A 12,880-nucleotide genomic window follows, 5' to 3' on the forward strand; every position below is an offset into this window, starting at 1 on the left:
CTCGTGATAATCATGCCGTCATCCTAAATTTGGAAAAAACAACTCGAAAACCAATCAACACTTCTGTCCGGCAGGCACGGCCTGCGGATAGATTTCGGTTGGATACTTCCCGGTGAAGCATGCCAGGCACTGGCCGCGGGTCTCCCCGCCATCATTGCGCCCAATCGCCTCGAGCATGCCCTCGACACTCAAGAACGTCAATGTGTCTGCTCCAATTAACTGGCGAATCTCCTCTACTGAGTGTTCAGAAGCGATCAACTCCTCACGTGTCGAGGTGTCGATGCCGTAAAAGCATGGATTCTGGATCGGTGGTGAGCTGATGACGACATGTACTTCTGTCGCACCCGCTTCCTTCAGCATTTTTACGATCCGGCGGCTGGTCGTGCCGCGCACGATCGAATCGTCCACCATGATGACACGCTTGCCCTCAACAATTCCGCGCACCGGCGAAAGCTTCATCTTCACACCCTGCTCCCTCAATGACTGCGATGGCTGGATGAAGGTACGGCCGACATAACGGTTCTTGATCAAACCCATCTCATAAGGAATGCCAGATTCCTCTGCATACCCAATCGCTGCAGAAATGCTGGAATCGGGTACACCAGTCACCACATCAGCCTCGATCGGCACTTCCTTCGCCAGCTGCTTGCCGAGATTTTTACGTGCGGCATGGACGTTGATTCCGTGGATGTTGCTGTCGGGTCTGGAAAAATAAATATATTCCATTGTACAGATGGCCGTGGTTGAATTCATGGAGTACATTTCAGAATGCAGGCCGTCTGCATCGATCACGAGCAATTCGCCTGGCAGGATGTCCCTGACAAACTCGGCTCCGACAATGTCGAACGCGCAGGTTTCAGACGCGACGACATAAGCATCGCCCAGCCTGCCTAATGAGAGCGGGCGCAGTCCGTGCGGATCGAGCGCAACAATGAATTCTGTCTCGGTCATGATCAAAAAGGCATAAGCACCCTTCAGCATCGGCAAGGCATTTTTTACGCGATCCCTCAGCTGGCTGAAGCCGCCTCGCTTAATCAAATGGGCGAGCACTTCGGTATCAGAGCTAGTCTGAAAAATGCTTCCCTGGGCCTCAAGCTGGTTCCTGAGCGCATCCGCATTTACAAGATTGCCATTATGCGCAAGGGCCAGGCCGCCGCTTTGCGATTGGAACAGAAGCGGCTGGACATTCTCATAGCCGCCTCCTCCCGCAGTTGCATAGCGGACATGACCAATGGCGCCGACACCCTGGAGGTCGTCCATCGCATCTGCCGTAAAAATTTCTGTCACAAGCCCTTCGCCTTTTCGGCCCTTAAGCTGCTGACCATCACTGACAACGATTCCCGTGCCTTCCTGGCCGCGATGCTGCAGGCTGTGAAGGCCGTAATACGTGATTTGTGCTGCCTCGGGATGTCCCCAGATTCCAAAAACGCCGCATTCCTCATTCAAGCCTTTTAGTTCAGCAAGCATGGGATGGCTCCTTTCCAGGCCTTTTTCAGCCCCTCTGCATCATGATTGATCACGTTCTCTCCATTGACATCAATCTTTAAAACTGGCGTTTCAACGACCTCACCAATCAGCACCGCGTCTGTTAAGCTTTCAAACTCGATCTGGTGCTCTGGTTTTACCGATAAAATAAAGCGGGATTGCGATTCGCTGAACAAGGCTGAAACTGTGTTGCCTTCCAGTGTAACCTTAGCTCCCAGCCCCTTGCTGCCAATCACGGATTCAGCAAGTGCAACCGCCACGCCGCCCTCCGCAACATCATGCGCAGAAGCCACAAGCCCATTTTTGATCGCTGTTAAAATCTGTGCTTGATAGCTGGCTTCCACTTGTAAATCAAGTTCAGGCGCCTTGCCGAAAATCCGGCCATACGTAAGCTTCTGCAGCTCGCTGCCGCCAAACTCATCCTTCGTATCACCAAGCAGATAAATCAGGTCGCCGGCATTTTTATAATGCTGCGTCGTCACATGCTTTAAGTTTTCAACAAGACCGACCATGCCGACAACTGGTGTCGGATAGACAGCTGTGCCATTCGTTTCGTTATAAAGACTCACATTTCCGCCGATAACAGGTGTGCTCAATGTCCGGCACGCTTCGCTCATGCCATCGACCGCTTTTTCAAACTGCCAGAAAATCTCCGGCTTCTCTGGATTTCCGAAGTTCAGGCAGTCCGTGATTGCCAATGGCTCGCCGCCAGAGCAGACAATATTGCGCGCCGCCTCTGCAACGGCAATCTTTCCTCCTGTTTCAGGATCAAGATAGATATAGCGAGAGTTGCAGTCTGTCGTCATCGCCAGGCCCTTCTCTGTGCCGCGAATCCTTACAACCGCTGCATCAGAACCAGGTGAAACGACCGTGCTGGTACGCACCATATGGTCATACTGGTCATACACCCACTCTTTGCTCGCAATCGTTGGCTGCTGGAGCAGCTTCAAAAGAGCCGCTTCATAGTTTTCGACTTCAGGAACCTGATTGTCCATGTTCTGGAACTCACGGAAATAAGCTGGTTCACTGGAAGGCTTGTAATAGACAGGAGCCTCTTCAGCGAGCGCATCTGCAGGAACCTCAGCCACCACTTCCCCTTTATGCAAAAGTCGAAGCATCCTGTCGTCCGTTACTTTTCCGATCGCAACTGCTTCAAGCTCATACTTTGAAAAAAGATCAATAATTTCCTGCTCACGGCCTTTTTCAACAACAATCAGCATGCGCTCCTGTGATTCGGAAAGCATCATTTCATAAGCCGTCATGCCTGTTTCACGCTGCGGCACGAGGTCAAGATTCATCTCGATCCCGGAACCCGCTTTGCTCGCCATCTCTGCAGATGAACTGGTCAAACCAGCAGCGCCCATGTCCTGGATGCCAACAAGCGCATCATTTTTTACAAGCTCGAGACAAGCTTCCAGCAGTAATTTTTCCATGAACGGATCGCCGACCTGGACAGCCGGACGCTTCTCTTCCGATGCCTCAGTCAATTCCTCGGACGCAAATGTGGCGCCATGAATCCCGTCGCGTCCCGTCTTCGCACCAACATACATCACCGTATTGCCGACCCCATGTGCCTGGCCCTTCTTGATGTCTTCGTGGTTGATCAGTCCAACGCACATCGCGTTAACTAAAGGATTGCCCTCATAAGCAGCATCAAACTGGACTTCACCGCCCACTGTCGGGATTCCGATGCAGTTTCCATATCCGGCAATTCCGGCAACAACCTGTTCAAACAAATATTTCACCCTTGGTGACTCAAGTTCGCCAAATCGGAGGGAATTCAGTAAAGCAATCGGCCTTGCTCCCATCGAAAAAACGTCGCGGATGATTCCGCCAACACCCGTAGCGGCACCCTGGTAAGGCTCGATTGCAGATGGATGATTATGACTTTCAATTTTGAACACGACCGCCTGGCCATCACCTATATCAACGATTCCCGCTCCCTCACCTGGCCCCTGTAAAACACGCTCTCCGGTGACAGGGAACTTTTTCAACACAGGCTTTGAGTTCTTGTAGCTGCAATGCTCTGACCACATGACGGAGAACAAACCTGTTTCTGTATAGTTAGGAGTACGTCCAAGGATCTTTTCGGCAGAAGCAAACTCGCTGTCTGACAGTCCCATTTCCTGATAAATCTTATCTTGTTTAATTTGCTCTGGACTTGGTTCAAGCATTAAGCGCATATGCTTCCCTCCATTGTTTGACGATCGATTTGAAAAGCTTCAACCCGTCCGCGCCGCCAAGCAGCTCATCGACCGCGCGCTCCGGATGCGGCATCATTCCGAGGACGTTTCCTCGTTCGTTGATGATTCCCGCGATATTTTCAAGGCTTCCGTTCGGATTCTCGCCTTTGTATGTGAACACGATTTGATTATTTGCCTTTAAACGAGCAAGGGTTTCTTCGTCGCAATAATAGTTGCCCTCACCATGCGCAACCGGAACTGTGATGACCTCGCCTTTTTCATAGCCAGCTGAAAACATTGTTTCTTTATTCTCAACCTTCAGTTCCACCTCCTTGCAAATGAACTTCAGGCTGTCATTGCGGCGCATCGCTCCTGGAAGCAGGCCCGCTTCAAGCAAAATCTGAAAACCATTGCAGACACCTAGCACGGGCTTTCCTGCTTCAGCAGCCTTCACAACTTCCTTCATGACATTGCTGAACTGCGCGATTGCGCCAGATCTTAAGTAATCTCCATATGAAAAACCGCCAGGCAAAAGCACCGCATCAAAGTCTTCAAGGCTTTCAGCATCATGCCAGACATATTCCGCTTCTTCGCCAAGCTCATCTTTTACAGCGTGGTACATGTCGATGTCACAGTTCGAACCCGGAAAGACAATCACCGCAAATTTCACTGTGCAACAACCTCCTCGACTTCGTACCTGTAGTCCTCGATCACCGGATTCGCCAGCAGGCGCTCGCACATTTCCTTGACCGCTGAATCAACGTCCTTCACGGTTTCATCCAAAGTCAGCTCCATATACTTTCCGATACGAACCTCCTGGATGCCTTCGTAACCGTGGGTCGCCAGCGAGTTTTTAACAGCCGTCCCCTGTGGATCCAAAACACTTTCCCTTAACGTCACATACACCTTCACTTTATACATGCAATTGTCCTCCCAATCTCGTTAAAATGGTTTCGTAAGCATCTGTCAGATTCCCCAAATCACGGCGGAATACATCTTTATCAAGCTTCTGCTGTGTCTCCATGTCCCACAGGCGGCAAGTATCAGGTGAAATCTCATCTGCCAGCAAAATCTTTCCGTCTGCATCCTTGCCGAACTCAAGCTTGAAATCTATTAACCTCACGCCAATCTCTGCAAAAAAACCGCCAAGTACATCATTGATTTTCAAAGCTGCTGTCTTCAGCTCAGCCACTTCCTCTGAAGTTGCTAAATTCAGCACATCGACATGCTCATCCGTAATCAGCGGATCGCCCAGCGAATCATCCTTCAGATAAAACTCGACAATCGGCCGGGAAAGCTTCTGGCCCTCTTCAACACCAAGACGCTTAGAAAAACTGCCGGCAGCAAAATTCCTGACTACCACCTCAAGCGGAATGATGGAAACCCGCTTGACCAGCTGCTCATTTCCGGAAATTTTTTCGAGAAAATGCGATTGGATTCCCGCATCGCTAAGCTTCAAGAATAATAGACTCGTAATTTCGTTATTCAGCCTGCCCTTGCCGACAATCTCTGCTTTTTTCTCGCCATTGTAGGCCGTCGCCGAATCCTTGTATTGGACCCTTACTACCTGCTCGTCATCTGTTGCGTAAATCCGTTTCGCTTTCCCTTCGTATAACAGATTTTCCATTTTAACGCCCTCCGATTGAGATAATTAGCAATCTTCAGTCACATCGAAAAGTGCAAGCGCCTTGGTCAGCCCCGACAAGCGCTGGAGGGCCGAACGAAGAAGTCGTTCTTTGACTTCATCGGGCGGACCGAAGCGACTCGAGGGGCTAGGCGCTGGAACTGGACAATTCTCGCAGTTATATCTCTACACTTTTCTTATCATTTAAAAGAAGGGCAAGAAACCTTGCCCGTTCATATTAAAGCCCCAGTCGTTCAAATATCATATCAACATGCTTGATATGGTAGTTGTAATCAAAGCAGTCATCAATTTCTGCTTCACTCAAAAGCCCGGCGATTTTTTCATCATTTTCAATCAGGCTGCGGAACTGCACTTGCTTTTCCCATGCCTCCATCGCGCGCGGCTGGACAGTGTCATACGCTTCTTCACGGAACATGCCCTTGTCGATCAAAGCAAGCAGCACTCGCTGGGAGTAGATCAAGCCAAGCGTCCGGTCCATGTTGCGCTTCATGTTCTCCGGATATACCGTCAAATTTTTCACGATATTGCCGAAGCGGTTCAGCATATAGTTCAATGCGATTGTCGCGTCTGGTAAAATAATTCTCTCTGCAGAGGAATGCGAGATATCGCGCTCATGCCATAGAGGCACATTCTCGTAAGCAGTCGTCATATAGCCGCGGATGACCCTGGCCATCCCTGTCATATTCTCAGAGCCAATCGGGTTGCGCTTATGCGGCATGGCCGAAGAACCCTTCTGCCCTTTTGCAAAAAACTCCTCTACCTCGCGTGTTTCACTCTTTTGCAGGCCGCGAATCTCAACCGCAAACTTCTCGATCGAAGTCGCAATCAGTGCAAGCGTCGACATATAAAAAGCATGGCGGTCACGCTGCAAGGTCTGAGTCGAAATCGGTGCCGGCTGCAGCCCTAATTTTTCACAGACGTAAGCTTCAACGAAAGGATCGATATTCGCATATGTTCCGACCGCACCGGAAATCTTGCCGAACTCGACATCACGGGACGCCATTTTGAATCGCTCGAGATTGCGCTTCATTTCCTCCAGCCATAGCGCCAGCTTCAAGCCAAAAGTAGTAGGCTCAGCATGAACGCCATGAGTACGGCCCATCATGACCGTGTATTTATGTTCTTTGGCCTTATTAGCCAGGATCTCTACAAAGTTCTCAAGGTCTTTCAGCAAAATCTCATTTGCCTGTTTAAGCACATACGATAAAGCCGTATCCACCACGTCTGTGGAAGTCAGGCCATAATGCACCCATTTGCGCTCCTCGCCAAGCGTTTCAGAAACCGCTCTTGTAAAAGCAACCACATCATGGCGCGTCTCTTCTTCGATTTCCTTGATCCTGTCAATATCAAAAGATGCATTCTCACGCAGTTTCTTTACGTCTTCCTTAGGAATCTCCCCAAGCTCAGCCCATGCTTCACATGCAAGAATCTCAACCTCAAGCCATGCCTTGAAGCGATTCTCCTCCGTCCAGATTGCACCCATTTCCGGTCTTGTATAACGATCTATCATCTCTTTTGTCCTCCGATCATTTCTGCTGCGCCTTCCCAGATGCCGCTTTGCTCCGCTTCTGTCAGCGCTTGCTCTACAGTCTCTCGCAAAAGGGTCACATGCCCCATTTTCCGTTTATATTTGGCTTCCTTTTTACCATATAGATGGATTTTCCAATCCTGCAAGCCGGCGATTTTATCCAGCAATGGCTGCTGGTGCTGCCCGAGGATATTCACCATCACAGCCGGCTTCAGCAAATTCGTGCTTCCCATTGGCCAGCCGCAAACTGCCCTGATATGCTGCTCGAACTGCGAAGTCTCACATGCTTCAATCGTATAATGCCCCGAGTTATGCGGCCTCGGTGCCAGTTCATTTATGTAGAGCTCATCATTGGCCGCCAAAAATATCTCAACCGCCAGCGTCCCGACCAATCCTAATGCTGACGCGATTTGTTCAGCTGCTTCCATTGCCTTTGCTTCAGCCGCGGAACTGATTCTCGCCGGCACGATGGTCTGGTGCAGGATGTTGTCCTTATGGATGTTTTCCGCTACCGGAAAAACGGTACTTTCACCTTTCGTACTGCGAGTGATGATCACCGAAATTTCTTTTTCAAAAGGAATCCATTTCTCCAGCACACATGCCCCCTGGCTGACTAATGTTTCAGCCAATGGGATATCATCCACAGACCTGATGACCAGCTGGCCCTTGCCGTCATAGCCGCCGCGTGCTGTTTTCAATACTGCTGGCAATCCCAGTTCCTCGACACCTGCCCTGACATCCTCCACTCTTGTCACAGTCGTAAATGGAGCAACCCTGACGCCAGCTGCCTGGATATTGTGCTTCTCTTCTATCCTGTCCTGAGTGACCCGCAGCAATTCCGTTCCCTGCGGCACATAGGCATGTTTATTCAGCCAGTCAAGCGCATCCGCATCAATATTCTCGAACTCATAAGTAATTACATCACTGCTATCAGACAGCTGTTTTATTTTAACAAGGTCATCGTATCCGCCGACAATCTGCTCGTCAGCCACCTGGCCGCACGGGCAATCCTCTGTTGGATCAAGCACAATGACTTTGAATCCCATCGCTTTAGCCGACAGCGCCATCATCTTGCCAAGCTGTCCGCCGCCAATGATCCCGATTGTCTCTCCTGGAAAAATCAATTTAGACAAGCTCATCACTGCTTTCCATCACTGACATTTTTGTTTCTTCCCTCAGCCGCTCCAATCTCCCGGCAACTTCACTGTCAAATGCCCCAAGAATCTGTGCCGCAAGGAGACCTGCGTTCGTTGCACCTGCTTTCCCAATCGCGACCGTCGCTACTGGCACTCCGCCAGGCATCTGGACAATCGATAAAAGTGAATCCAAGCCGTTGAGAGCCCTCGATTGCACTGGCACCCCGATAACCGGAAGTGTGGTCTTCGCCGCTACCATCCCCGGCAAATGTGCGGCTCCGCCAGCTCCAGCGATGATAATTTTTATACCTTCGTCCCTCGCACTCTCCGCAAACTGAAACATCAAATCCGGCGTCCGATGCGCTGAAACGACCTTCTTTATATAAGAAACTTCTAACTGATCAAGTATGTCACACGCATGCTTCATCGTTTCCCAGTCTGACTTGCTCCCCATTATGATTGCAACCGTCATCTCTCGAACCTCCCTTTGGAGTATCAAAACAAAAAACCCGGATAGACTTCTTCCTCTTGATAGAAGAGAAAGTAGTCTGTCCGGGTGCATAAGCAAAGAAATCCATAAGTGAACGCGATTTCTTTTCCCTTCACTTAAAAACTACTTTCCCTCATAGTCCGGCGATTTACGGTTGCCGGGTAGAGACTCATGGGCCATATCCCCATTATTATACGAGGGAAAACTAAATTTCACTTTCGACATTTACATATTAACAACTAATTCGACTTTTTGTCAATCAATAATCGAACATTAGATAATTTCTATTTTATATTGTTCGTGTTTAGGACTTTAAACAACTAACGCAATTCAGCTCTCAATTAACTTTGCTTCAAAAATGATCTGCCTGCCAGCAGGCTCATACTCAACAGTGCCATTCTTTTCTACTTCTTTAAAAATCGGCTTTTCCATCCTGCGGACAGGTGCGAATCCATCCTTCTTCATCCTATTAAGACAATCATCGATTGATTCATGTTCACCGACTTCATACATTTGCTTCTTTTTTCCCTTGCTCATGAAAACAGCTTTCCTTTCCGTACCGATTTAACCCAGAATCCGCCATGGATCGATTTTGGTTCATACGCGATGATAAATGCCTTCGGGTCCAATTCCTTAATCTTCTCATATAGTTTCAACTCATATTTTCGCGGCGTTAAAATTTGCATTGCCATCCGGTCACCCTCAAGCCCATGGGCAGCCCAGTCCGTCACACCATAACCTAGAGCACGCAAGGCCTTCGGCAGATCCACATCATATTCTTTCGTAATCACATTGATCGTAATATAGCCCAGTGCCAGCTTCTCTTCAATTTTCATCCCGACAATGACACCAATACCATAGCCAACAGCATATGCAATCAGATTCTGTATCTGATTTAAATTCTCAAGCACCAGACCAAGTCCAACCACATAAATCACAACCTCAATCGTGCTTAGCCCAGCAGCCAAATAACGCTGCCCCTTCAACGTTAAGATCATCCTGATTGTAAAAAAAGACACATACACAATATTGATGATTAAGATGATGGCCACCATGACAAAACTATTTTCCAGCATTCAAAACCCTCCAGACATCTCATCTAATAAGCCTTAATGTTCGCATTAATCAAATCACTTGTAAAGGGAAAAGCGCAAGCGCCTTGGTCAGTCCCGACAAGCGCTGCCCGCCTAAACGCCACATCTTGTGGCTGGCGGGTCTGCACTTCCTATGCCTAAGAGGGCCGACCAGTGAAGTCGCTCTTTGACTTCATTGGACGGACTGAAGCGACTCGAGGGACTAGGCTGGAGCTAGACACTATTTTTAAATACCATAACTAAAAAGATTCTTATTTTAAGGTTTCCTTAACCTCATGATTTGAAACTTTTTTACATTAAAAATGATGTTGATTGACGAGTATGATGGATAAGTATACCATTTTAGGATAAACGATTATAAGGAGTTGTAAGTATTGTTTTATCGGCGTAAATTCTACTTTGTAAAAAATGATTTTGTAGAACCATTCAATAAGCTTTTCACCGAGATAAACTTGCCAAATCAACTGAAGCACGGAGCCAGACTGACAGGAAGATGGATGCTGCCACATGATGATGATACAACAGAAATATTTGCTATCTGGGAATACGACAGCTATGAGAATTACATAGAAATAGAAAATAAAGTTAGGTGTGATCAGGAACATCTGCAACGCATTAAAAATTGGTACGAAGAGAATGGCGGGAAGGAGTATATTCAAAAACAATACTTTTTGGAAGCCAGGAATGAAAAACTGCTTTCTACCGTCTCCATAGTTTAAAAAACATCAAGCCATTCATGAATTGGCTTGATGTTTGGGTTCTTGGAGATTATGAATTTATATTTTAAAAGCTGATACTGCCTCCTTCAGTGTTTCTGCCATGGTCGACAGGTTATTTGCTGAAGCGGTTATTTCCTCCATGGATGCTAATTGCTCTTCAGCCGCTGCGGCAACATTCTGGCTATGCAGTGAGGAATCTCTGGAAATGGAGGCCATTCCATTGACTGTTGCTGATATTTCTTCTGTACTCGCAGACATCTGTTCTGCGGTAGCAGCCATCCCTTCGACTTGTCCGCCCAGATTCTCCATGGATCGAAGGATTTCCTGAAAGCTTCTTTGCGAGCCTTCAACTATCTCCAGACCACTCATCACCTCTTTTTTGACAGTATCCATCGAATCATTTGAATGCTCCATATCAGTTTGGATATGGCTGATCAAATCCGAAATCTGGGATGAAGAAATCTGGGACTGCTCAGCCAATTTCCTAACCTCCGCCGCAACCACGGCAAACCCTTTTCCATGGTCTCCCGCTCTTGCTGCTTCAATGGCTGCGTTAAGGGCAAGTAAATTGGTTTGATCCGCTATTTGGGTAATAGCCTCAGAAATGCTTCCAATCTGTCTCGACCTTTCATTCAGCAAGCGGATGACCTCTCCCGTTTCATTGACAGAAGCATGAATCAAACTCATCTGGCTTGCAGTCTGCTGGACAAATGACTCACCCTGTTTGGCATGGTCACTTGCCTCCGAACTGAATTCAGCGATCAAGGAAGAAGTCTCCGCAATATTAGCGACTCCCCTGGCCAGCTCCTCCAACGACATGGCACTCTCCTCTATACCCTGTGTCTGGCTATCCGAGCCGCCGGCAATTTGTTGAATCGCCTCTGTTATCTGCTCAGTCGCCCTGCTTGTCTGTTCAGCGCCTGCATTCAATTCTTCAGATGATGCTGCCACTTGTTCAGATGTTTCCAGAACCTCTCTCAACATCGAGCTTAGATTGTCTTTCATTTTATTAAAACTATTTGCCAGATCAGTAAGTTCATCGCCACTATGATCCTCAACCACTGCGGTAAAATCCCCCGCTCCAGCATTTGTCATCGCTTCCGATACCGCCACAAGCCTTCTTCTCAGACTGCGTGTAAACCAGTAGATCCCTATCGAAGCGATGATGACCACGACAATTACCTGGATGATAAACTTAGTCATGAAAGAAGAAAGTATCTGTTCAATCGTCTTTTCCGAAGCTCCTACATAGAATATCCCGATTGCTTTACCATTCTGATCTTTAATAGGCGTATAAGCTGTTTGATAGGAATGACCGGCAACGATCGCTTCACCATAATATGGTTTCCCTTGCTTCAGGACAACATCAGCCACCTCCTCAGAAACCTTCGTTCCTACAGCACGCTCGCCCTCAAGCATGACATTTGTCGCTATCCGGGTATCCCCCTGAAAAATCGTTACCGTATCACCTGTATCATTTCCAATCGTGTCTACAATCTCATAGTAATCATTAAAAAGCTGATCACCCTTATATAACTTATCATTTTTGATTTCCCATTCACCCGGAAACTTATTGTTGATATACCGCTCACTAAGAGCTAGGTCTCCCCTTGCCTTCTCCACCGCAAAAGACTTGATTCCCTTTGTCACTTCCCTGGTCACGACTACGCCGATAATCACAGATAACAACAGAACCGTGCCCAGTACAATTAAATTGATTTTAGTCCCTAATTTCAAGCGCAGACCAGACTTTTTCTTCCCCACAATTCGTGCTCCCCCTTGATGAAATTACTGCAAGATACAAACCATACCCGCTAAAGTAATATCGGTAAGTGTAGAGCATATATCCATAATCGGTGAAAGATCTTCATAAAATGGACACATTCAACTTATTTTGATTGTTGGTGTAAATTAAAGAACAGCTAATATAGCTGTTTTCACAAGTCCTTGCTGTGTTTTGAGGTTGCCGTTGGCCTTGATAGGGCAGCTATTTATGCTTTTCCTCCAAACTTGTCTGAAGGTGACTCAGGTTCAGACAACTTTTTGTGTTTTTCCTTCAAACCTGTCTGAAGTTGCATCAAGTTCAGACAACTTTTTGTGTTTTTCCACCAAACTTGTCTGAAGTTGCTTCAGGTTCAGACAACTTTTCGGCTTTTTCCTCTAAACCTGTCTGAAGTTGGCTCAAGTTCAGACAACTTTTTATGCTTTTCCTCCAAACCTGTCTGAAGTTGGCTCAAGTTCAGACAACTTTTTATGCTTTTCCTCCAAACCTGTCTGAAGTTGGCTCAAGTTCAGACAACTTTTCGTATGTTTTCCTTCAAACCTGTCTGAAGTTGGCTCAAGTTCAGACAACTTTTCGTATTTTTCCTTCAAACCTGTCTGAAGTTGGATCAAGTTCAGAGAACTTTTCGTTGTTTTCCCTTAAACCTGTCTGAAGTTGGCTCAAGTTCAGACAACTTTTTATGCTTTTCCTCCAAACCTGTCTGAAGTTGGCTTAAGTTCAGACAACTTTTTATGCTTTTCCTCCAAACCTGTCTGAAGTTGGCTCAAGTTCAGACAACTTTTCGTATTTTTCCTTTAAACCTGTCTTCTATACACAT

At 47.4% G+C, this 12,880-nt stretch carries 12 protein-coding genes and 1 riboswitch; of the genes, 1 reads left to right on the forward strand and 11 read right to left on the reverse strand.

Translation table 11 applies throughout. The annotated features are described in order from the left end of the window. Positions 1 to 54 precede the first annotated feature (54 nt). The 10 genes from purF to J7E37_RS12015 all read right to left on the reverse strand — a co-directional run bounded on the left by purF (position 55) and on the right by J7E37_RS12015 (position 9,543). A complete protein-coding gene (gene purF, locus J7E37_RS11970; protein ID WP_214782294.1) occupies positions 55 to 1,467 on the reverse strand; it encodes an amidophosphoribosyltransferase in 1,413 nt (470 codons plus the stop codon). Beyond that, a complete protein-coding gene (purL, locus tag J7E37_RS11975) occupies positions 1,452 to 3,668 on the reverse strand; it encodes a phosphoribosylformylglycinamidine synthase subunit PurL (RefSeq protein WP_215024145.1) in 2,217 nt (738 codons plus the stop codon). The genes purF and purL overlap by 16 nt, the downstream gene beginning before the upstream one ends. Continuing rightward, complete coding sequence (gene purQ, locus J7E37_RS11980; RefSeq protein ID WP_215024147.1) at positions 3,652 to 4,338, reverse strand: phosphoribosylformylglycinamidine synthase subunit PurQ; 687 nt, start codon at positions 4,336 to 4,338, stop codon at positions 3,652 to 3,654. Before purQ ends, purL begins: the two co-directional genes overlap by 17 nt. Next, on the reverse strand, positions 4,335 to 4,589 hold the full coding sequence (gene purS / locus J7E37_RS11985; protein WP_214782287.1) for a phosphoribosylformylglycinamidine synthase subunit PurS: 255 nt from the start codon (positions 4,587 to 4,589) through the stop codon (positions 4,335 to 4,337). The genes purQ and purS overlap by 4 nt, the downstream gene beginning before the upstream one ends. Then, the gene (purC, locus tag J7E37_RS11990; RefSeq protein WP_215024149.1) at positions 4,582 to 5,295 is read right to left on the reverse strand and encodes a phosphoribosylaminoimidazolesuccinocarboxamide synthase; all 714 of its coding nucleotides are present in this window, start codon (positions 5,293 to 5,295) and stop codon (positions 4,582 to 4,584) included. The genes purS and purC overlap by 8 nt, the downstream gene beginning before the upstream one ends. A gap of 235 nt (positions 5,296 to 5,530) precedes the next feature. Beyond that, positions 5,531 to 6,823, reverse strand: coding sequence for an adenylosuccinate lyase (gene purB / locus J7E37_RS11995; RefSeq protein WP_215024151.1), 1,293 nt, complete (start codon positions 6,821 to 6,823; stop codon positions 5,531 to 5,533). Next, a complete protein-coding gene (gene purK, locus J7E37_RS12000; RefSeq protein WP_215024153.1) occupies positions 6,820 to 7,980 on the reverse strand; it encodes a 5-(carboxyamino)imidazole ribonucleotide synthase in 1,161 nt (386 codons plus the stop codon). Before purK ends, purB begins: the two co-directional genes overlap by 4 nt. Continuing rightward, positions 7,967 to 8,449 carry a 5-(carboxyamino)imidazole ribonucleotide mutase gene (purE, locus tag J7E37_RS12005; protein WP_215024155.1) on the reverse strand — a complete coding sequence of 161 codons (483 nt, stop codon included), beginning with the start codon at positions 8,447 to 8,449 and terminating at the stop codon, positions 7,967 to 7,969. Before purE ends, purK begins: the two co-directional genes overlap by 14 nt. Before the next feature lie 134 nt (positions 8,450 to 8,583). Continuing rightward, positions 8,584 to 8,685: riboswitch (purine riboswitch) on the reverse strand. Positions 8,686 to 8,797: 112 nt separating this feature from the next. Continuing rightward, positions 8,798 to 9,004, reverse strand: coding sequence for an NETI motif-containing protein (locus J7E37_RS12010; protein WP_215024157.1), 207 nt, complete (start codon positions 9,002 to 9,004; stop codon positions 8,798 to 8,800). After that, on the reverse strand, positions 9,001 to 9,543 hold the full coding sequence (locus J7E37_RS12015) for a DUF2179 domain-containing protein (RefSeq protein WP_215024160.1): 543 nt from the start codon (positions 9,541 to 9,543) through the stop codon (positions 9,001 to 9,003). Before J7E37_RS12015 ends, J7E37_RS12010 begins: the two co-directional genes overlap by 4 nt. A 392-nt stretch (positions 9,544 to 9,935) precedes the next feature. On the opposite strand from J7E37_RS12015, the gene J7E37_RS12020 reads away from it, so the two are divergent. Next, positions 9,936 to 10,280 carry an NIPSNAP family protein gene (locus J7E37_RS12020; RefSeq protein WP_215024162.1) on the forward strand — a complete coding sequence of 115 codons (345 nt, stop codon included), beginning with the start codon at positions 9,936 to 9,938 and terminating at the stop codon, positions 10,278 to 10,280. Between the two features lie 57 nt (positions 10,281 to 10,337). Here J7E37_RS12020 and J7E37_RS12025 read toward each other — a convergent pair whose 3' ends face one another. After that, positions 10,338 to 12,044, reverse strand: coding sequence for a methyl-accepting chemotaxis protein (locus J7E37_RS12025; protein ID WP_215024164.1), 1,707 nt, complete (start codon positions 12,042 to 12,044; stop codon positions 10,338 to 10,340). Positions 12,045 to 12,880 lie beyond the last annotated feature (836 nt).

This window comes from Bacillus sp. ISL-39, assembly GCF_018613295.1.
In the GTDB taxonomy this organism is placed as follows: Bacteria; Bacillota; Bacilli; order Bacillales; family Cytobacillaceae; genus Mesobacillus.